Origin of the sequence: Brevundimonas sp. 374 (genome assembly GCF_900102995.1) — a bacterium.
Taxonomy (GTDB): Bacteria; Pseudomonadota; Alphaproteobacteria; order Caulobacterales; family Caulobacteraceae; genus Brevundimonas; species Brevundimonas vesicularis_C.
Genome location: NZ_FNKT01000001.1, coordinates 359,434 through 379,960 on the forward strand (window position 1 = coordinate 359,434; position 20,527 = coordinate 379,960).

20 protein-coding genes are annotated in these 20,527 nt (G+C 66.7%); 12 read left to right on the forward strand and 8 right to left on the reverse strand.

Going from position 1 to position 20,527, the window contains the following annotated elements; all coding sequences use genetic code 11:
• The first annotated feature begins 60 nt into the window (after positions 1-60).
• Positions 61-624, forward strand: coding sequence for an alkyl hydroperoxide reductase subunit C (gene ahpC, locus BLR19_RS01705; RefSeq protein WP_017504020.1), 564 nt, complete (start codon positions 61-63; stop codon positions 622-624).
• Between the two features lie 179 nt (positions 625-803).
• Positions 804-2,393, forward strand: a complete 1,590-nt coding sequence (gene ahpF, locus BLR19_RS01710) for an alkyl hydroperoxide reductase subunit F (protein WP_091746475.1) — start codon at positions 804-806, stop codon at positions 2,391-2,393.
• Between the two features lie 4 nt (positions 2,394-2,397).
• Here the strand turns inward: ahpF and BLR19_RS01715 are convergent, their stop codons facing one another.
• The 3 genes from BLR19_RS01715 to BLR19_RS01725 all read right to left on the reverse strand — a co-directional run bounded on the left by BLR19_RS01715 (position 2,398) and on the right by BLR19_RS01725 (position 4,242).
• Complete coding sequence (locus BLR19_RS01715) at positions 2,398-2,652, reverse strand: YdeI/OmpD-associated family protein (RefSeq protein ID WP_218119298.1); 255 nt, start codon at positions 2,650-2,652, stop codon at positions 2,398-2,400.
• A 41-nt stretch (positions 2,653-2,693) separates the two neighbouring features.
• The gene (locus tag BLR19_RS01720; RefSeq protein WP_176758252.1) at positions 2,694-3,506 is read right to left on the reverse strand and encodes a transporter; all 813 of its coding nucleotides are present in this window, start codon (positions 3,504-3,506) and stop codon (positions 2,694-2,696) included.
• Between the two features lie 85 nt (positions 3,507-3,591).
• Complete coding sequence (locus tag BLR19_RS01725) at positions 3,592-4,242, reverse strand: alpha/beta hydrolase (RefSeq protein WP_017504016.1); 651 nt, start codon at positions 4,240-4,242, stop codon at positions 3,592-3,594.
• Between the two features lie 158 nt (positions 4,243-4,400).
• Here BLR19_RS01725 and BLR19_RS01730 point away from each other — a divergent pair, with 158 nt between their 5' ends.
• Genes BLR19_RS01730 through BLR19_RS01765 form a run of 8 tightly spaced genes read left to right on the forward strand, consistent with a single transcriptional unit; the run spans position 4,401 to position 11,278 of the window.
• Positions 4,401-4,880, forward strand: a complete 480-nt coding sequence (locus BLR19_RS01730; RefSeq protein ID WP_017504015.1) for an Rrf2 family transcriptional regulator — start codon at positions 4,401-4,403, stop codon at positions 4,878-4,880.
• Entirely contained in the window at positions 4,877-6,016 is a 1,140-nt protein-coding gene (locus tag BLR19_RS01735) for a cysteine desulfurase family protein (RefSeq protein WP_091746484.1), read from the forward strand. Before BLR19_RS01730 ends, BLR19_RS01735 begins: the two co-directional genes overlap by 4 nt.
• Entirely contained in the window at positions 6,016-7,482 is a 1,467-nt protein-coding gene (gene sufB, locus BLR19_RS01740) for a Fe-S cluster assembly protein SufB (protein WP_066551369.1), read from the forward strand. The genes BLR19_RS01735 and sufB overlap by 1 nt, the downstream gene beginning before the upstream one ends.
• 13 nt (positions 7,483-7,495) lie before the next feature.
• On the forward strand, positions 7,496-8,245 hold the full coding sequence (gene sufC / locus BLR19_RS01745) for a Fe-S cluster assembly ATPase SufC (protein WP_091746487.1): 750 nt from the start codon (positions 7,496-7,498) through the stop codon (positions 8,243-8,245).
• The gene (sufD, locus tag BLR19_RS01750; protein ID WP_091746490.1) at positions 8,242-9,264 is read left to right on the forward strand and encodes a Fe-S cluster assembly protein SufD; all 1,023 of its coding nucleotides are present in this window, start codon (positions 8,242-8,244) and stop codon (positions 9,262-9,264) included. Before sufC ends, sufD begins: the two co-directional genes overlap by 4 nt.
• Positions 9,243-10,481, forward strand: coding sequence for an aminotransferase class V-fold PLP-dependent enzyme (locus BLR19_RS01755; protein WP_091746493.1), 1,239 nt, complete (start codon positions 9,243-9,245; stop codon positions 10,479-10,481). The genes sufD and BLR19_RS01755 overlap by 22 nt, the downstream gene beginning before the upstream one ends.
• A gap of 4 nt (positions 10,482-10,485) precedes the next feature.
• Complete coding sequence (locus BLR19_RS01760; RefSeq protein ID WP_017504008.1) at positions 10,486-10,875, forward strand: SUF system Fe-S cluster assembly protein; 390 nt, start codon at positions 10,486-10,488, stop codon at positions 10,873-10,875.
• A gap of 13 nt (positions 10,876-10,888) precedes the next feature.
• Positions 10,889-11,278, forward strand: a complete 390-nt coding sequence (locus BLR19_RS01765; RefSeq protein WP_066551375.1) for a HesB/IscA family protein — start codon at positions 10,889-10,891, stop codon at positions 11,276-11,278.
• A 118-nt stretch (positions 11,279-11,396) separates the two neighbouring features.
• Here BLR19_RS01765 and BLR19_RS01770 read toward each other — a convergent pair whose 3' ends face one another.
• The 4 genes from BLR19_RS01770 to BLR19_RS01785 form a co-directional block, all read right to left on the reverse strand.
• Entirely contained in the window at positions 11,397-12,149 is a 753-nt protein-coding gene (locus tag BLR19_RS01770; protein WP_091746496.1) for a lysophospholipid acyltransferase family protein, read from the reverse strand.
• 37 nt (positions 12,150-12,186) lie between these two features.
• The gene (locus BLR19_RS01775; protein WP_091746499.1) at positions 12,187-13,236 is read right to left on the reverse strand and encodes a GGDEF domain-containing protein; all 1,050 of its coding nucleotides are present in this window, start codon (positions 13,234-13,236) and stop codon (positions 12,187-12,189) included.
• 110 nt (positions 13,237-13,346) lie between these two features.
• A complete protein-coding gene (locus BLR19_RS01780; protein ID WP_091746502.1) occupies positions 13,347-14,912 on the reverse strand; it encodes a DEAD/DEAH box helicase in 1,566 nt (521 codons plus the stop codon).
• Between the two features lie 245 nt (positions 14,913-15,157).
• Positions 15,158-15,766, reverse strand: a complete 609-nt coding sequence (locus BLR19_RS01785; protein ID WP_143007322.1) for a hypothetical protein — start codon at positions 15,764-15,766, stop codon at positions 15,158-15,160.
• 184 nt (positions 15,767-15,950) lie between these two features.
• Between BLR19_RS01785 and BLR19_RS01790 the strand changes: the two genes are divergently transcribed.
• Positions 15,951-16,814 (forward strand): 50S ribosomal protein L11 methyltransferase, encoded by an 864-nt coding sequence (locus tag BLR19_RS01790; RefSeq protein WP_039243620.1) that lies wholly within the window; start codon positions 15,951-15,953, stop codon positions 16,812-16,814.
• 9 nt (positions 16,815-16,823) lie between these two features.
• Positions 16,824-18,629: an aminopeptidase P family protein gene (locus BLR19_RS01795; RefSeq protein ID WP_091746505.1), complete on the forward strand. Its 1,806-nt coding sequence runs from the start codon at positions 16,824-16,826 to the stop codon at positions 18,627-18,629.
• On the opposite strand, the gene BLR19_RS01800 is transcribed toward BLR19_RS01795, so the two are convergent.
• Positions 18,626-20,377: a patatin-like phospholipase family protein gene (locus BLR19_RS01800; protein ID WP_091746508.1), complete on the reverse strand. Its 1,752-nt coding sequence runs from the start codon at positions 20,375-20,377 to the stop codon at positions 18,626-18,628. The two genes, BLR19_RS01795 and BLR19_RS01800, sit on opposite strands and share 4 nt — an antisense overlap.
• Positions 20,378-20,527 lie beyond the last annotated feature (150 nt).

Consider the following 20,527-nt stretch of genomic DNA (forward strand, 5'->3'; position numbering starts at 1 on the left):
TTATTTGGTGCGGTGCGGTAGGGAGGGCGCCTCCCAACCACCTTGCATTGGATTTTGCGCATGGCCCTCATCAACACGACCATCAAACCCTTTACGGCCGAAGCCTATAAGGGCGGCAAATTCCTGACGGTCACGGACGCCGATGTCGCGGGCAAGTGGGCGATCTTCTTCTTCTATCCGGCCGACTTCACCTTCGTCTGCCCGACCGAGCTGGAAGACCTGGCCGACCACTACGCCGAGTTCCAGAAGCTGGGCGTCGAGATCTATTCGGTGTCGACCGACACCCACTTCTCGCACAAGGCCTGGCACGATTCGTCGCCGGCGATCGGCAAGATCGAATACACGATGCTGGGCGATCCGTCGGGCCTGGTGACCAACAACTTCGACGCCATGCGTCCGGGCGTGGGCCTGGCCGACCGCGCGACCTTCCTGGTCGATCCGGACGGCGTGATCCAGTTCACCGAGACGACCTCGGAAGGCATCGGCCGCAACGCCGCCGAACTGCTGCGCAAGGTCAAGGCCGCCCAGTATGTGCGCTCGCACCCGGGTGAAGTCTGCCCGGCCAAGTGGGAAGAAGGCGAAGCCACCCTGGCCCCGTCGCTCGACCTCGTCGGCAAGATCTAAGACCCCAGGTTCGGCCGGCGGCGTTTCGATGTCGCCGGCCTGGACGCCCGATCCGTTCGGGCGTTCGCAGAGGCCGCGGGGTGCGTAGCGTTTCCAGCCCCGCGGCCTTTTTGCGTCCTGTCCTCGCCTGAAGCGGCTTGAGGGCGGCGCTCAACCTATTGAATTCCGAGGAGCATCCGATGCTAGACGCCAATCTGAAATCCCAGCTCGAAGCCTACCTCAAGAACATCGTCCATCCCGTCGAACTTGTCGCCTCGCTGGGCGCGGGGCCCAAGTCGATTGAGCTGAAGACCCTGCTGGAGGAGATCGTCTCGGTCTCGCACGGCAAGGTCGAGATGGGCCGCGACTATGACGACGAACGCCAGCCCAGCTTCCTGATCCGCAGGAAGGGCACCGACATCGGCGTGCGGTTCGCGGGCATTCCGCTGGGCCACGAGTTCACCTCGCTGGTGCTGGCCCTGCTGCACGTCGGCGGCCATCCCTCCAAGGCGGCGCAGGAGGTGATCCAGCAGGTCCGGGACCTGGACGGCGACTATGTGTTCGAGACCTATTTCTCGCTGTCGTGCCAGAACTGCCCGGACGTGGTGCAGGCGCTGAACCTGATGAGTGTGATCAATCCGCGCATCAAACACGTCGCCATCGAGGGCGGCCTGTTCAAGGACGAGGTCGAGGAACGCAAGATCATGGCCGTGCCGACGGTCTTCCTGAACGGCGAGCTGTTCGGTCAGGGCCGGATGGAGCTGGAGCAGATCGTCGCCAAGCTGGATTCCGGCGCCGAGGCGCGGGCCGCCGAGCGGCTGAAGTCCAAGGACCCGTTCGAGGTTCTGGCGGTCGGCGGCGGTCCGGCCGGGGCGGCGGCCGCCATCTATACGGCGCGCAAGGGCATCCGCACGGGCGTCGTCGCCGAACGCTTCGGCGGCCAGGTGCTGGACACCATGGCGATCGAGAACTTCGTCTCGGTCCCTTACACTGAAGGGCCCAAGCTGGTGGCCCATCTGGAGCAACACGTCCGCGAGTATGAAGTGGACCTGATGAACCTGCAGAAGGCGGCCAAGCTGATCCCGGCCAAGGTGGCGGGCGGCCTGCACGAGGTGGTGCTGGAGAACGGCGCATCGCTGAAATCGCGGACCATCATCCTGTCGACCGGCGCGCGCTGGCGCCAGATGAACGTCCCGGGCGAAGACCAGTACAAGAACAAGGGCGTTGCCTATTGCCCGCACTGCGACGGACCGCTGTTCAAGGGCAAGCGGGTGGCGGTGATCGGCGGCGGCAACTCCGGCGTCGAGGCGGCGATCGACCTGGCGGGCATCGTCGCCCATGTGACCCTGATCGAATATGACAGCGAACTGCGGGCCGATGCGGTGCTGCAGCGCAAGCTGGCGACCCTGCCGAACGTGCGGATCGTGACCTCGGCCCTGACGACCCAGGTGCATGGCGACGGCGAGAAGGTGACGGGCCTGTCCTACAAGGACCGCAACTCCGACGCCCATCACGACGTCGATCTGGAAGGCATCTTCGTGCAGATCGGTCTGGTCCCGAACACCGAATGGCTGCACGGCGCGGTGGGCCTGACCCCGCGCGGCGAGATCGAGGTGGATCACCGCGGCGAGACCTCGCAGCCGGGCATCTTTGCGGCGGGCGACGCGACGACCGTGCCCTACAAGCAGATCGTCATCGCCATGGGCGAAGGCTCTAAGGCGGGTCTTTCGGCCTTCGACTACATGATCCGTACCGAGCCGGCGAAAGAGGTTGTGGCCGAACCGGTGTGATCGCCTAACGGTGAGGGCAGCCGGGCCAGCAGCAGGGGCGGCGCTTGCCGTCGGTCAAGCTCGCCCGGCCCCAATCCAGCCGGTTGCGCCGGGTTTCCGCTTTCTTGGCGGACTCGATCCAGCAGATCCATTCGTTGCGGGCCAAGGGCGTGATGTCGCGCCAGGTCGCCAGGGCTTCGGGCGCGGCGACCAGCGACGCGCGCAGGTCGTCCGGCAAGTCGTGAACCACGCCGCCCGGGATGTCGGTCGCATCGGCCATGCCCATTTGTCGCAGCGACAAGCCTTGTCGGCAACGGCGCTTTAGAAGCGCCGTGCGAGACCGACGCCGAACTCCACATCCGGGCTGTCGTCGTTCAGGCCGAAGTTGAGGCCGAAATCCAGCTGGGCGTCGGGCAGGGCCGGGGGCGACCAGACGGCGGTCAGGTCGAAGGTGGATGGCGTGGTCGGGGCGACGGGATCATCGTCGCGGCTGATCCAGACCTCGGCGCCCAAGTCCCATTGGCCGAAGCCGCGTCCGACGCCGGCGACCATCGTATAGGCGCCGTGGCGGCCGTCGCCGTCCGCATCCGAGACCCAGTCGATCTCGGGCGACAGGCTCAGGGTCCAGTCGTCGTTCAGCGGGATGGAGACCGGCAAGATGACGCCGCCCTCAAAACCGTCGGCGCGAATATCGCGCGCACCCGTCGGCGCAGTGATGAAGCCGGAAATCGCAACGGACAGGCCCGAACCGTCAGGGTTATTCAGCGAGTGGCGCAGGCCGATACTGAGATCGCCGACGCCCTTAGCCGTCTCACGGTCGCCGGTCGCGCGGTCGAGGATCCGTTCGCGGTTCCAGGTCGCGAGCCCGAGCTGAAGCTCGGTCAGGCCGGTCAGGCCATAGCGCACGAGCAGGTCGCCGGCGTCCCAAGTGTCGGTCCGTGTCGTGCCGTCCGTCTGACGCGCGCCGTCGAACAGGCCGAGTTCGACCTGCCAGCGGCCCTTGTCGAGGATGCAGGTCGGCGTGCCCTTGCCGGGGCGATCGGCGCAGAATTCGCGCTCTGGCGCGGACTGAGCCGCCACCGCCGTGGGCGAGGCCAGGCAGGCGATCAAGGCGATCAGAAGAGGCTGGCGCATGGCGGATCTCGCAGCGATGTCTCGCCCGATCATGCCGCCCGCGCCTTAATCAGCCGTGACGCCGAGCAGAATAACAAGCCGGATGTCAGGCCGGCTTTTCTTCCAGACGCTTGTCCAGATAGGCGCCGACGCGGGTTTCGACCGCGCTCATGTGGTCCTGCCAGAAGTGGCTGGCGCCCTCTTCCAGTTCGTAGTCGATGATGATGCCCTTTTGGGTGCGCAGTTTGTTGACCACGCGCTCGACCTCGACCGGCGGTACGATGGTGTCGGCCGTGCCGTGCAGGAACAGGCCGGACGCCGGGCAGGGCGCCAGGAAGCTGAAGTCGTACATGTTCGACGGCGGCGAGACCGAGATGAAGCCGTCCGTCTCGGGGCGACGCATCAGAAGCTGCATGCCGATGTAGGCGCCGAACTGATAGCCGGCGACCCAGGTCTGGCTGGCGCCGGGATTGTTGGCCTGGAGCCAGTCGAGGGCGGTGGCGGCGTCGGCCAGTTCGCCGATGCCTGAATCGAATTCGCCCTGCGACTTGCCGACGCCGCGCGAGTTGTAGCGCAGGGTCGCAAAGCCGCGCTGCTGGAACAGCTGGTGCAGCGTGACCGCGACCGGGTTGTTCATATGCCCGCCCGCCTTGGGGTGCGGGTGCAGGATCAGCGCGATCGGGGCGTTCGGGCGCTTGCCCGGGGAATAGCGGCCTTCGATGCGACCGGAGGCGCCGGGCAGGATGACTTCAGGCATAGGGGCTCTGGAATCCGTTCAACTGTCATTTCGCGAGTGCGTAATACTTGACCGCAGAGGTGGGACTTTCTAAGTCCCTCCGCAAGCGCGCCGCCTTTGCGAAGGCGCGGGTTCTAGCACAGGAGCCCCGAAAAGCGCGCAATTTTTGAAGGTGCGAAATGCGTCTGTCGACCAAGGGAAGATACGCCGTGATGGCGATGGCCGATCTGGCGAAGAACGGACGCGGCGAGAGCGGTGAAATCCGGGCGGTTTCGCTGGCCGAGATCGCCGCGCGCCAGGAAATTTCGCTGAGCTATCTGGAGCAGTTGTTCGCCCGTCTGAGGAAGAGCGAACTGGTCAAGAGCGTGCGCGGACCGGGCGGCGGATACCGTCTGGCCAAGGCGGCGCACGAGACGGTGGTCGCCGAGATCGTGCTGGCCGTGGATGAGCCGATCCGGGCGACGCGGTGCGTGGCGCATGGCTCGCCCAAGGGCTGCATGCTGGCCGGCGAACGCTGCATCACCCACAATCTCTGGGAAGACCTGGGCGACGAAATCCATCGCTATCTGGCCGGCGTGTCGCTGGAGGATGTGGTGATGAACCGCACGGGCCAACGCCGGCGCAATGTCGAGGCCTCGGCCGTGGGGGTGGCGGCATGAGCGGCGTCTATCTGGACTACAACGCCTCGGGCCTGGTGCGGCCGGAAGTGCTGGAGATCATGGCCAGGGCCCTGGCCGACAACGGCAATCCCTCGGCGGTCCATGCGGCGGGCCGGCGGGCGCGGGCGCGGGTCGAGACGGCGCGGGCGCAGGTCGCGGACCTGGTCGGGGCCGATCCGACGGCGGTGGTGTTCAACTCTGGCGGCACCGAGGCGAATGCTCAGGGCATCGCAAGCGCCCTTGCAGCCGGTTGCGAGCGATTGATCGTGTCGGCGACCGAGCATCCGTGCGTGGCTGAGGCTGCGGCGAATGCTGGCGTAGCCGTAGAGGTTCTGCCGGTCGATGCGAACGGGGTGGTCGATCTGGACTGGTTGGCGGAGGCGCTGCGCCGTCCGGGCCGGTCCGTGGTCGCCATCCATCATGCGAACAACGAAAGCGGCGTCATTCAGCCGATCGCCGAGGCGGCGGCTCTGGTGCGGGCGGCGGGCGGCTGGCTGCACGTCGATGCGATCCAGTCTGCGGGCAAGGTCGCGGTCGATATGCGCGCGCTGGACGCGGATAGCCTGACCCTGTCGGCGCACAAGCTGGGCGGGGCGCAGGGCGTGGGCGCCCTGATCTTCAAGGCAGGCCTGTCGGGCGTGCGGATCCTGCACGGCGCGGGGCAGGAGCGGGGCCTGCGCGCCGGGACCGAGAACGTCCCGGGCATCGCCGGGTTCGGCGTCGCGGCCGATTGCGCCGCGCGGGATCTGGAGACGATGGCCTCGCACGTCGCCTGGCGCGATGCGGCCGAGGCGAAGGTCAAGGCCGCGGGCGCGACCATCATCGGCGGCGACGCAGCGCGTCTGCCCAACACCCTGTTTATGGCCGTCGAGGGCTGGGACAGTCCGCAACAGCTGATCACGCTGGACCTGACGGGCGTCATGGTGTCGGCCGGCTCGGCCTGCTCGTCGGGCAAGGTGAAGCCGTCCAAGACCATAAGCGCCATGGGCCTGACTGCGCTGGCGACCGGGGGCGTGCGCGTCTCCGGCGGCTGGGGCACGGTCGAGGGCGACTGGGCAAGGTTCGCCCACGCCTGGGTCGCCGCCTACAACAAGCACAAGACGCGCGCCGCCGAGCGCGTGAGAGAGGTCGCCTGATGGCCGCCGTCAAGGAAACCATCGACGCCGTCGCCGCACTGGAGAAGTACGAGCACGGCTTCACGTCCGACATCGAAACGGAATATGCGCCCAAGGGACTGAGCGCAGAGATCGTGCGCTTCATTTCCGAGAAGAAGGGCGAGCCGGAGTGGATGCTGGAATGGCGTCTGGCCGCCTATGAGCGCTGGCTGGCGATGGAGGAGCCGACCTGGGCGGCGGTCCGTTACGAGCCCGTCGATTATCAGGACCTGTTCTACTATGCGGCCCCCAAGGCGAAGGAGGGGCCAAAGTCGCTGGACGAGGTCGATCCCGAGATCCTTGAAATCTACAAGAAGCTGGGCATCCCGCTAAAGGAGCAGGAAGTGCTGGCCGGGGTGCAGGGCGCGCCCAAGGTCGCCGTGGACGCCGTGTTCGACAGCGTGTCCGTGGTCACGACCTTCAAGGAGGAACTGGCCAAAGTCGGCGTGATTTTCATGCCGATTTCCGAGGCCTTGCGCGAATATCCTGATCTGGTGCGGCAATATCTGGGATCGGTGGTGCCGGTCTCGGACAACTATTTCGCGGCGCTGAACAGCGCGGTCTTTTCGGACGGGTCGTTCGTCTACATCCCGCCGGGCGTGAAATGTCCGATGGAGCTGTCGACCTATTTCCGCATCAATGCGAGCCAGACTGGCCAGTTCGAACGGACACTTATCATCGCCGACAAGGGGGCTTACGTCTCCTACCTTGAGGGCTGTACCGCGCCCATGCGCGACGAGAACCAGCTGCATGCGGCCGTGGTCGAGATCGTGGCCCTGGACGACGCCGAGGTGAAATATTCGACCGTCCAGAACTGGTATCCGGGCGACGCCGAGGGCAAGGGCGGCATCTACAACTTCGTGACCAAGCGCGCCGACTGCCGGGGCGATCGGTCCAAGGTGTCGTGGACGCAGGTCGAGACCGGCTCGGCCGTGACCTGGAAATATCCGTCCTGCGTCCTGAAGGGCGAGGAATCGTCCGGCGAGTTCTATTCCATCGCCATCACCAACGGGCATCAGCAGGCCGACACCGGCACCAAGATGATCCACCTGGGCAAGAATTCGAAGTCGCGGATCATCGCCAAGGCGGTGTCGGCGGGACGGTCGGATTCGACCTATCGCGGTCTGGTCTCGGTGCATCCGAAGGCGACGGGGGTGCGCAACTTCACCCAGTGCGACAGCCTTCTGATCGGCAAGGAGTGCGGCTCGCATACCATCCCCTATATCGAGGCGCGCAACGGCTCGGCCCAGCTGGAGCACGAGGCGACGACGACGCGCCTGTCGGACGACCAACTGTTCTACGCCCAGCAGCGGGGCCTGTCGCAGGAGGAGGCGGTGGCCCTGCTGGTCAACGGCTTCGTGCGCGACGTGATGCAGAAACTGCCGATGGAGTTCGCCGTCGAGGCGCAGAAGCTGGTGGCGATCAGCCTTGAAGGCTCGGTTGGATAATCAAGAAGAAACAATGCTTAACATCAACAACCTCCACGTCTCTGTCGGCGAAAAGCCGATCCTCAAGGGGCTGACGCTCGACGTTCCCGCCGGTGAGGTGCACGCCATCATGGGGCCGAACGGGGCCGGCAAGTCGACGCTGGGCTATGCCCTGTCGGGACGGCCGGGCTATGAGGCGACGGAAGGATCTGTCGAATGGGCGGGCGAGGACATGCTGGCGCTGGACCCGGCCGAACGGGCGGCCAAGGGCGTCTTCCTGTCGTTCCAGTATCCGATCGAAATCCCCGGCGTGCCGGCCCTGACCTTCGTGCGGACGGCGCTGAATGCGCAAAAGCGCGCGCGGGGCGAAGATGAGGTGGCGGCGCCCGCCTTCCTGAAGCTGGTTCGCGAGGCGTCCAAGGCGCTGAAGATGGACTTCGACATGCTGAAGCGGCCGCTGAACGTCGGCTTCTCCGGCGGCGAGAAGAAGCGGATGGAAATCCTGCAGATGGCCCTGCTGGAACCTTCTCTGCTGATCCTGGACGAGACGGATTCGGGTTTGGACATCGACGCCCTGCGCATCGTGTCGGAAGGCGTGAACGCGCTGCGTTCGCCCGACCGCGCCATGTTGGTCATCACCCACTATCAGCGCCTGCTCGACTACATCAAACCGGACCGGGTGCATGTGCTGGCCGGCGGTCGGATCGTGGCGTCGGGCGGGCCGGAACTGGCGCTGGAGCTGGAGGCGGAAGGGTACGATAAGTATCTGCCGCAAGCTGCATGAGCGCGGTCTTCGCCCTCGACCTGACCGACGCCGAGACCTATCCGTCAAGGCGCATTGAGGCGTGGAAATACAGCGACCTGAAGCGGTATCTTCGCGCCGCGCCGGAGCCGTCGGGTACGGCCGAGGTCGGGCCGCCGGGACCGTTTTATGATCTGGGCGGGGAAGCGATCGTCTTCGCCAACGGGCGCGCCGTGGGCGTGACCGACTTCATAGCCTCGGGCGAGCGGACCCTGCGATTGCGCTATGTGTCGGACGCCGTCGGCACGGGTCACACGGCCAGCGCGCGGGTGTCGGCGCGCGCCGGCGCCAAGCTGCTGCTTCTGGAGACGCACGAGGGCGCGGGCTCGGCCTATGTCGCGCACAATACGTTGGAACTGGACGTGGCGGCCGGCGCCGAGGTGACGCGCGTCGTCCTGGTCGAGGAGCCGGAAGACGCCATCTCCATCGCCGAGGCCCATGTGAAGGTCGAGGCGGGCGGCATCTATCGCCAGACCATCGTCACGACCGGCGCCAAGCTGCAGCGGATCGAGACGCGCATCACTCACTATGCCCAGGGCGCGCAGGTTCAGGCCGACGGTCTGTATCTGCTGAACGGATCGCGTCATGCGGACCTGACCAGCGTGGTGCGTCATGTGGAACACGACGGCGCGACCTCGCAACTGATCAAGGGCGTGGCTCGCGATACGGCGCGCGGCGTCTTCCAGGGCAAGATCGTGGTCGAGCGCGGGGCGGACGGCACCGATGCGCGCATGGGCCACCACGCCCTGATCGCCAGCGAGCGGGCCGAGATCGACGCCAAGCCGGAACTGATCATCTATGCCGACGACGTGCAGTGCGCGCATGGCAACACCGTGGGGACGCTGGACGAGAGCGCCCTGTTCTACATGCAGCAGCGCGGCATTCCGGCCGACGAAGCCCGCGCCCTGCTGACCCAGGCGTTCCTGATCGAGGTCATCGACCGGATCGAGCATGAGGGCGCGAGAGAGGTGGCGCGGGAATGGCTGACGGCGCGGTTGTGAACACTTTCGATCCCTATGCCGTGCGGGCGCAGTTCCCGATCCTGTCGCGACAGGTGAACGGCAAGCCGCTGGTCTATCTGGACAACGCGGCCTCGTCGCAGAAGCCGCGTGCGGTGATCGACGCACTGGTGGAGACGATGGAGGGCGGCTACGCCAACGTCCACCGGGGCCTGCATACCCTGTCGAACGAGGCGACCGAAGCCTTCGAAAAGGCGCGCGAGATCGTCGCCCGCTTCCTGAACGCCGAGAGCGCCGAACAGGTGGTCTGGACCAAGGGCGGGACCGAGGCGATCAATCTGGTGGCCAACGGGCTGGGCCTGTCGATCCTGCCGGGCGACGAGATCATCGTCTCGGAGATGGAGCATCACTCCAACATCGTGCCCTGGCATCTGCTGCGGGAACGCCGCGGGGCGGTGATCAAGTGGATTCCGGTCAAGGACGACGGGTCGCTGGACATGGCGGCCTATTCCGACCTGCTGGGGCCCAGGACGCGGATGGTCGCGGTCACCCACATGTCCAACGTGCTGGGGACCATCAATCCGGTCGCCGAGATCAGCCGTCTGGCCCATGCGGCCGGGGCTCAGGTGCTGATCGACGGCTGCCAGGGGGCGGTCCATGCGACGCCGGACTTGCAGGCCATCGGCTGCGACTTCTACGTTCTGACTGGGCACAAGCTGTTTGCGCCCACCGGCATCGGCGCCCTGTACGGCAAGGCCGAGGCGCTGGAGGCGCTGCCGCCCTATCAGGGCGGGGGCGAGATGATCGAGACGGTCGAGCAGGACCGCGTGACCTATGCTCGGCCGCCTCACCGCTTCGAGGCAGGGACGCCCCCGATCCTGGAGGCCATCGGCCTGGGCGTGGCGTTGGAATGGCTGGCGCAATACGACCGGGCGGCCGTGCAGGCGCATGAGCATGCCCTTTATCAGCACGCTGTTGACCGACTTCAGGGTCAGAACTGGCTGCGGATTCTGGGGCAGGCGGAAGGCAAGGGCGCGATCCTGACCTTCGCCGTCGAGGGTGCGCATGCCCATGACGTCGCCCAGATCATGGACCGTTACGGGGTCGCGGTGCGCGCAGGTCTGCACTGCGCCGAGCCGCTGGCGAAAAGAATGGGGGTGACGTCGAGCACCCGCGCCTCCTTCGCCCTATATAACACCGTGGAGGATGCCGACGCCTTCGTGGATGCGCTGATCAAGGCGCGGAACTTCTTCGTGTAAGCCGATGACAGATCAACCGATTCAAGACAGCGACGCCTTCAAGGACGCCTGGGACGAACCTCAGAAGAGCGCCCTGTCGCAGGCCGAGCTGGACACCCTCACCGATCAGCTGATCGAGGCGCTGAAGTCGGTCTATGATCCGGAAATCCCGGTCGACATCTATGAGCTGGGCCTGATCTACCGCGTGGACGTCAACGACGATCGCGATGTGGTGGTGGACATGACGCTGACGGCGCCGGGCTGTCCCGTCGCCGGCGAAATGCCGGGCTGGGTCGAGACGGCGGTGGAGAAGGTCGAAGGCGTGCGCAGCGCCAAGGCCAATCTGGTGTTCGATCCGCCGTGGGACGCCTCCAAGATGAGCGACGAGGCCAAGCTGGCCCTGAACATGTTCTGATGGATATGTTCTGATGAGCGAACTTCAAGCCACATCCCGGCCGCGTCGCCCGCGCCCCAAGGCCGTCACCCTGACGGACGCCGCCGCCGAGCGCGTGCGCGAAATCCTGGACAATGCCGAGAACGATCACATCGGTTTGAGGATCGGGGTCAAGAATGGCGGTTGCGCCGGGCAGGAATACACCTTCGCCTATGCCGACGAGATCGGGCCGATGGACGAGGTGGTCGAGGACAAGGGTGTCACGATCCTGATCGAGCCCCGGGCCGTGCTGTTCCTGATCGGCACCGAGATCGACTATGAGACGACGCGTCTGGCGTCCAAGTTCGTGTTCAACAATCCGAACCAGACCGACGCCTGCGGCTGCGGCGAGAGCGTGACCATCGTGCCGGTCGCCGCCGACTGAGGTAGATCCTGATCTGATGGGCTGCTGGACACTGACCGACGCGGCCCTGGATAATCCCGACGAAGCCGTCGCCTGGACGCAGCGGTGAAGAAGGCGTCGGGAAAGACGCTGAAGCGCGCTACTTCGTCGGCGCCTCGATCAGCACGGCCGGCGTCACGGGTTGCCCCGTGGCTAAGGCGACGAGCTCGGCGGTGCGGGTCTCGATGACGGCTTCGAGGCGAGCCAGGAATTCCTCCTTGGGCAGGCCGACGGGGATCGGGTCGAGGAACTCCAGCGTCGCCGTGCCGGGGTGTTTTTCGTACTTTTCCTCGGGCCAGAAGAGGCCGAGGTTGGTGGCGAGCGGCACGACCGGCACGTCGAAGTCACGGTACATGTGCCAGACGCCGGAGCGATATTTGAACTTCTTGCCGACCGGTGCGAGGTGCCCCTCGGGATAGATCAGGATCTTGCGGTTCTCGGCGCGGGCCTCGGCGGCGCGCATGGCCAAGGCCTTGCGGGCTTGGTGGCCGCCGCAGGAGTTGACGACGATGGCGCCCAGTTTCTTCAGCACGCCGCCCAGCAGGGGAAACTTTTCCAGGTGATCGCCGGTGACGAAGGCGATGTCGTCGAACTGATCATAGGTCGCAAAGCCGTCGCCCCAGCTTTGATGCTTTGAGGCGATGATGAAGGCGCCCTCGGGCAAGCGGTCCTTGCCGCGAACGTCCAGCTTGATGCCGGCGAAGATCGACATGGCCTGGACCATGCGCTTCACATAGCGGCGGATGACCCAACTGGCCGGGCCGCGACCGGGGGCGAGCGCTGCGAAGGCGGCGGTCAGCCCATAGCCGATCGACAGGGTCCAGTAGGCGACATTGAAGGCGAAGCTGCGCATGGGACGACTATGGCAGAAAGCTTGACCTTGTCAGACCCTAAGCCGCCTTTTCGAGCGATGATGCCGGCGTGACGCAGTTTCGGCCCGCACGCTTGGATTCGTACAAGGCGGCGTCGGCGCGTTCCAGCAGGCTGGCGGCGGTTTCGCCCTTTTGGCGCTGGGCGAAGCCGGCGGAGACAGTCACCGAGCCCAGGTCGTCATTGGTCGAACGACGGCGCAGCGCGCGTGACGCCACGTCGTTGCGGATGCTCTCCAACGCGGCCATGACCACGCCGGCGCCTTCACCCGGGAAGATGATCGCGAACTCCTCGCCGCCGAACCGGGCGGCGAATCGGGTCTTGCCGCAGATGTTGGACAGGACGGTGGAGACATAGCGCAGCACCTGGTCGCCGGTCTGGTGGCCCCAGGTGTCGTTGAACCGTTTGAAATGGTCGATGTCGAGGATGGCCAGGCTGAGCGGCGCGCCGTCGTCCTCGGCGCAGGCGGCCTCAAGCCGTTCATCGAAGGCCTTGCGGTTAGCCAGATTGGTCAGGGCGTCGGTCATGGCGTCGCGGCGCACCTGTTCCAGGTTTTCGCGCAGGCGGATGACTTCCTTGTTGGACTTTTCCAGACGCTTTTCCAGGATCGCTGTTTCCCGACGCACGCGGTTGGTCGCGGTCGACAATCCGCCGACCAGATCCTTCAGCGACGACGGATCATCGACGGTCTCCATGCACTGGGAGGCGTCGGCGAGGGTTTCGCCATAGTCGTGCTGGGTCTTGTGCGCCATGGCGATGGCGCTGGCGACGCTGGCCAATTCGCGGTCAAGCACGGCGCCGACGTCGCGGATCTGATCCGGCAGGCGACCGCGCGGCAGGAACTCGGCGGCCAGCATTTCGGACGTCTTGTCGGTGATGACCGCAGACTGCGCCAGAAGACGACGGATTTCCTGTGCAAGGGGGCCGTCAGGGTCGCTGATGTAGTGCAGCCAGAGCTCGAAGTTCAGCGGCGTGGGCCACACGCCGGCCTTTTCCATTTCGCCGATGACGTTGCGCGCCAAAGCATAGGCTTGAGGAGCTCTTAGCGCCGTCTCGACCTTTTTCGACATTCTTGTTCCCCTGGGCTCCTGTTCTGGAGCTGTGTCGGGGCGCACACTACGGGATGTTCCGTAATGCAGGGTAAACGACGCGGCGTTTCACCGCGCCGTTGTGTACGAATTCAAGCGCGAATGACGACGGGCCGGCGCAGGAAGGCGGGGATGTCGTCGCCGAAGCCACGCACGCCTTGGGGCTGCGTATCGCTCTTGTCGGCCTTGCGGTCGCCGCGGCGATCGGATTGCAGCAGTTGCGGTTCACGGTCTGCACGGTCGGGGCGCGCGGCGTGAGCGGTCTCAACAGGCTCGACGATCGGCTGCGCATCGATTGCGGCGGCGACGGGAGCCGCAACTTCGACCGGCGTCTCGGGGCGGGCCTTGCGGCGGCTGCGGCTGCGGGGCGCCTCGGCCTCCTGAGACGATGGCGCGGCGGTGACGGGGGCGATGTCGACAGGCTCGGAGGATGGCGTGGGCGCCGTGCTGGTGCGCGACCGGCTGCGACCGCGTTCGCCCGAGCGTTTGTCGTCGCGGCGCGGGCCGTCTTTAATGGCGGCGAAGTCGATGCCTTCAAGAACCAGCTCTTCCGGATCCTTCTTGATCAGCTTCAGCACCTTATCCAGCGACTTGTCGTCGGCCGGGGTCACGATCATGAAGGCCTGGCCCAGCTTGCCGGCGCGGCCGGTGCGGCCGATGCGGTGGACGTAGTCGTCGGCGTGGTGCGAGACGTCGTAGTTGAAGACGTGGCTGACGTCGGGGATATCCAGGCCGCGCGCGGCGACATCCGAGGCGACCAAAATCTTCAGCGCGCCCGAGCGGAAATCCGCCAGGGTCTTCATCCGGTGCGACTGATCCAGGTCGCCGTGGATCGGGGCAGCGTCGAAGCCGTGGGCCTTAAGCGACTTGGCGACGATATCGACTTCGGATTTGCGATTGCAGAAGACGATGCCGTTGCGCACGTCCTCCCGACCGACCAGGGCGCGCAGAGCGGTCCGCTTGGCCTTGGGGTCCGAGGTCGGGATGCGGACGATGTACTGGGTGATGGTGTCGGCGGTCATCGCCGGACGCGAGGCCTCGATCCGGGTCGGATCCTTGAGGAAGGCGGTCGTCAGGCGCGTGATCTCCGGCGGCATGGTCGCCGAGAAGAACAGGGTCTGGCGGCGCGGCGGCGTCAGTTTGAAAATGCGCTCGATGTCGGGGATGAAGCCCATGTCCAGCATCCGGTCGGCCTCGTCGACGACCATGATCTCGACGCCAGTCAGCAGCATCTTGCCGCGTTCGAACAGGTCGAGCAGGCGGCCGGGCGTGGCGATCAGGACGTCGACGCCCTTGTTCAGCGCCGCAACCTGGTCGCCCATGGAGACGCCTCCGATCAGCAGGACCCAGCTGAGCTTGGTGCCCTTGGCGTATTTGGCGAAGCTCTCGGCGACCTGGTCGGCCAGTTCGCGGGTCGGCGCCAGGACGATGGCGCGCGGCATACGGGCGCGGGCGCGGCCGGTGGACAGGCGATCGACCAGGGGCAGGGTGAAGGCGGCGGTCTTGCCGGTGCCGGTCTGGGCGATGCCCAGAACATCACGTCCGGCGAGGGCGACGGGGATCGCCTGTTCCTGAATGGGCGTGGCGGTCGTGTAGCCGGTGTCGGCGACGGCCTGAAGGGTCGTGGGCGAAAGGCCCAGTTGGGAAAATTCGGTCATGAATCCTTGGGAGAGAAAGCGTCTGCGTGCATAGCAGCGACGGAACCGCCCCTCTTTGGGCGAGCGGGCGGCGCGGATCGCAGACCTGTCCCGAGGCTGGGGGGCATATAGAAGCCCCTGCGCAGAAGTCAAGTATTCCTGGTTTGTCGCTCAGCCGGCCGCAGGTCGTAAATCGCGGCCCGAAAACGAAAATCGCCGGACGGGCGAGCCGTCCGGCGATCTGCTGGATCAGAGAGGAAGTGCGATCAGCGCTTGCCGAAGATCATGTCGCCCAGTTTAGCGAAGAAGCCCTTTTCTTCGGGCTTGGCGGCGGGCGCCGGCGCCGGCTTGGGGACTTCGACCGGCTTGGCAGCGGGAGCCGGCGTCGGCGCGGGCGCAGCAGCGCCGGGCGCAGCAGCGGGTGCGGGCGCAGCGGCGGGCTTGGGCGCGGCGACGGGCTCGGCAGGCTTGGGCGCCGCTGCGGCCGGCTTGGCGACAGGCGCGGCCTTCGGGGCGGCGGCGGGTTTCGAAGCGGCGGCCTTGGGGGCGGCAGTTTTGGTCGCTCCAGGCTTTGCCGCCGTCGCCTTCGGTGCGGCCGCTTTCGGCGCTGCAGGCTTCACTGCCGTCTTGACGGCGGCGGTCTTAGCTGCGGTGGACTTGGGGGCGGCGGCCTTGGGCGCGGCTTTCGGAGCAGCCTTGCGGGCAGGGGCGGTTTTCGGCTTGGCTGCGGCCTTGGCGGCGACCGGCTTGGGGGCGGCGGTTTTGGGCGTCGCAGTCTTGGGCGCTACAGCCTTCGAGGTAGGGGGCTTCGGCGCAGCGGCTGCCGGCTTTGCCGCAGCCTTGGGCGCGGCGGTTTTGTCGGCGGCGGTCTTCACGGCGCTCGACTTCGGCGCGGCTTTAGGCTTGGAAGCGGCGGTCGCCGGCTTTGGCGACGCTGGTTTAGACGTAGACGGTGACTTGGCCATGTATTCCCCGACCCCTCGGTTTGATAAAAACGCGGCGGCGACGGGCGTTCAGCACCGGATCGCTACGACTCGCCATATTACCGGTGTTTGAAAAATGTCCGAGTCCGCACTTCAGATAATCGCACGCGGCCCACGCGCCGCCGCAGAGGCCGCCGCAGAGGCCGTAGACGCTGATCCGCGACTGGAAGGCGCGACCTATTCGATCCTGGAAGAGGACGAGGACAATGACGTCTGGCGCATCGACGCCTTCCCCACGACCGATGACGAGGTCGAGGGGCTGAAGGCGGTGCTGGCGGGCTATCCGGTGACGGTGCTGGTCGAGAAGCTGGCGGACGCCGACTGGCTGGCCATGTCGCTGTCGGGCCTGCCGCCGGTCGAGGCCGGACGATTCTTCGTCTATGGCGCGCACGATCAGGGCAAGGTGCCCGAGGGCCGCGTCACGCTAAAGATCGACGCCGGCGCCGCCTTCGGCACGGGCCACCATGGCACGACGGTCGGCTGCCTGGAGGCGTTCGACAAGCTGCTGGAGACTGAAAGCTTCGAAAAGGTGCTGGACGTGGGTTGCGGCACGGGCGTGCTGGCGATCGCGGCGGCCAAGACGGGCACGCCCATCGCCGTCGGCACCGACATCGACGAGCCCTCGGCCCGGATCGCCAATGAGAACGCCGAGATCAACGAGGCCAAGTGCGACTTCTATTTCGCCGACGGTCTCAGCGATCCGCGCATCGCCCAGCATCAGCCGTATGATCTGGTGTTCGCCAACATTCTGGCCGCGCCTCTGGTGCATCTGGCGCCCGAAATCGGTGCGGCGCTGAAGAGCGGCGGGGTCGCGATCCTGTCGGGTCTTCTGCGCACCCAGGAGGAGCGGGTGCTGGAGGCCTATCTGCCGCTGGGCTTCACGGTCGAGCAGACCATCCATCACGACGCCTGGAGCGCCCTGCAACTGCGCAAGGGCTGAGGATCGATCATGCGCCAGACTTTCGACGAGACGACCGACCCGTCCTTCGGGGCCAAGCACCTGCCGCTGCTGCGCGCCGAAATGGCCAAGCAGGGATTGGACGGGTTTCTGATCCCGCACGAGGACGAGCATCAGAACGAGTATCTGCCGGACGCCAATGAGCGGCTGGCCTGGGCGACCGGCTTCACCGGCTCGGCCGGGGCGGCGGTGGTGTTCCATGATCGGGCCAGCATGTTCACCGACGGTCGCTACACCGTTCAGGTCAAGGCCCAGACCGATCCGGCCCTGTTCGAGCGACGCGACCTGAATGACGTGGCGGCCTATCTGGAGACGGCGGCGAAGGAGGCGGTGATCGGTTACGATCCGCGTCTGCACAGCCCGGATGCCCTGATGGCCCTGAAGGCGGCGGCGCAGAAGGCGGGGGCTACGCTGAAGCCCGTGGACGCCAATCCGCTGGACCTGGCCTGGGGCGCCGATCGTCCGGCCCAGCCGACGGCGCCGGTCGTGCCGCACGAGGACGTCCATTCCGGCGAGAGTCATGCGTCCAAACGGGCGCGGATCGGCAAGGCCGTGGCGGACGCCGGCGCAGACGCGGTGGTGCTGACGGCGTCGATGTCGATCGCCTGGCTGTTCAATGTGCGCGGCGGGGACGTAATCCGGTCGCCTCTGCCGATCGGCCAGGCCATCCTGGCGGCGGACGGCAAGGCGCGGCTGTTCCTGGACACGGCCAAGGTGACGAATGCTTTGCCGGCCTGGCTGGGCGACGATGTCCGCATCGAGGCGACCGAGCAGCTGCCGGCTGCGCTGGACGGGCTGTCGGGCCGAAAGGTGATGATCGATCCATCGCTGTCCTCGGCCTGGTATTTCGACCGGCTGGACGCGGCAGGCGCGACGGTGGTGCGGGCGATGGACCCCTGCGCCATTCCCCGGGCGGCCAAGAATGCGGTGGAGATCGAGGGCAGCCGTCGGGCGCATATCCGCGACGGGGCGGCGCTGAGCCGGTTCCTGCACTGGGTCGATACGGTGGTGCAGGAGACCCTGCCGGACGAGCGCGAGGTGGTCGAGGCGCTGGAGCGATTCCGCGAGCAGACCGGGGCGTTGAAGGACCTGAGTTTCGACACCATCGCCGGGGCCGGGCCGAACGGGGCCTTGCCGCATTACAAGCCGGTGGGCGCCAGCATTCGCAAGGTCGAGAAGGGCTCGCTGCTGCTGGTGGACGGCGGCGGTCAGTATCTGGACGGCACGACCGATGTGACCCGCACCATGGCGGTGGGCGAGCCGAGCGAAGATCAGCGCCACAAGTTCACGCTGGTGCTGAAGGCGCATATCGCCATGGCGACGATCCGTTTCCCGGCGGGGACCAGCGGCATGGCGCTGGACGCCATCGCGCGGGCTCCGATGTGGGCGGCGGGGCTGGATTACGATCACGGCACCGGCCACGGCGTCGGCAGCTATCTGGGCGTCCACGAGGGGCCGCAGCGGATCGCGAAATGGGGCACGACCGAGCCGCTGCTGGAAGGGATGATCCTGTCCAACGAGCCCGGCTATTACCGCGAAGGCCACTGGGGCATCCGCATCGAGACCCTGCAGGTCGTGACGCCCGCCGAGGTCCCCGAGGGCGGCGAGCGGCCCATGCACGGGTTCGAGCAGCTGACGTTCGCGCCGATCGACCGCAAGCTGATTTCGGTCGAGATGCTGACGCCGGACGAGCGGGCCTATGTCGACGCCTATCACGCCGAAACGCTGGCCAAGGTCGGCCCGTTGATGGATGGCGAGGCGCTGGACTGGCTGAAGCGGGTTTGCGCGCCGCTTTAAGGGGCGGGTGAGGGCGCCGGGGGGGCGGTGGGGCAATGCCGCATCTGGGTGACGGGGCAGGCAAGGTCGGCGAGCGCCGCCTTTGTCGCCTCGTAGCCGATGGCGACGGGGCCGTCGTAGGTCTTCCAGTCCCGAATATCGCTGCCGGCGACCTGGGGCAGGATCAGGACGTCGGCGTCGGCGCGCGACTGCGTCATCTCGACGTCGGTGGTGATGGTGGCCGAGCGCATCAGGATCGAGACGATGGGCGGGCCGGCCTTCCAGGCGCCGGAGAGAACCCATTTCCACCAGGACGGCGGATTCTCCAGCGCCTGGGGATCGACGCCGCGCGTCTGGGACATGTCGACGCCGATGATGGGGCCGCTGTTCAGCTGGCGCATGACGCTGGTGGGGAAGTTCTTCAGCACGGCGCCGTCCACCAGCACCTGACCGTCCATGACGACTGGCGGCAGGACGCCGGGGATGGCGATGGAGGCGCGCATGGCCCGACGCATCAGGCCGGTGCGATGCGCCTCGATCCGGCCCGAGGTCAGGTTCGAAGAGACGGCGAAGAAGGGCAGGGCCAGGTCCGCCAGGTCGATGTCGCCGTAGGCCTGTTCCAGCAGACGGGCGACCTTACGGGCGCGGGACATGGCGATGATCGGCACGGCGAGGTCCGACAGCGGGTCGGACTCGACGAAGGCGCGCCGGATCTCAAAATCCAGCCGTTCGAAGGACCAGCCCAGAGCCGGGCCGGCGGCGACGACCGCGCCCATCGAGGCGCCGCCCGCGAAGTCGATGGGCACCTTGGCCTCTTCCAGCGCCCGGATCGCGCCGATGTGGCAATAGGCCCGCGCGCCGCCGCCGGACAGAACCAGTCCGACCGCCGTGCCGGTGACGACGCGGGCGATGCGCTCGGCGTCCTTGGCCAGTCCCTCGACGCAGTGAAACCAGCGATCGGGCTGCAGCGCATCCAGCCACACGCGCGTGTTGGCCGGGTGATGCATGCGCGGATCGCGCAGCAGGATCAGGTCGGTCAGGCGGCGGCCGTCGCCGAAGCCCTGGCGGCGCGGCACGGCGGACGGCGGCGCCAGAAGGCCGCTGCCGACGATGAACATCCGGTCCACCTGACGCGCGCACAGGCTGGCCCAGGCGGGCTGATCCTGTTCGGCGACATAGAGGACATAGTCGTGGTCGCCCTCCACCCGGCTGAACCATTCGGACGCCGAGGCCAGGGCCGACTGGTCAATGACCTGACAGGTGAAGCCCATGGCCTGGATGGCGGCGGCGATGCGTTCGACGAAGGCGCGGATGGGCCGGGGACGGGCCGAGACGAAGCCGAAGACGCTGGGCTCGGACGCGCCCGCCGTGCGTTCGCGGGCGCGGTGGATCATCAGCCTCGACAGTTCGACCATCAGATCCGGTTCGGTGCGGGCGGCCTCGAAGAAGGCTTCGCGCGGCAGGGCCAGGATCTCGCTGTCCCTCAGGGCGACGACGGTGGCGGTGTGCGGCGTGCCGGCCAGCATGGCCATCTCGCCCACCGGCTCGCCCGCCTTGACCACGCCCAGCATGTGCGGCGGCTGATCCGCCTCCATTCGAAACACGCCCAGTCGGCCGGAGCGAACCAGATAAAGGGTGTCGGCCGGATCGCCTTCGGTGAACAGCGGCTCGCCGCCGGTCAGCGCAAACCAGCTGGCCCGGTCGACCATGCGACCTTCGAAAATTCGCGCGAGCGAGGTCGCCAGCGTGTCGGGGCGAAGCGTGGCCATGATCCGTTTGTAGGCGCGATTCTCAAGCGGGTGAATTGGGATGTTTGGACGTGCGACGGCGCCTTCGCGCGATCGCAGCGAAGTTCGGAGGGCTGGGCGGAGCGCCGGGCCTTCGCCCGGAGTGTGATTAGAGATTACCGTTTCGACGAA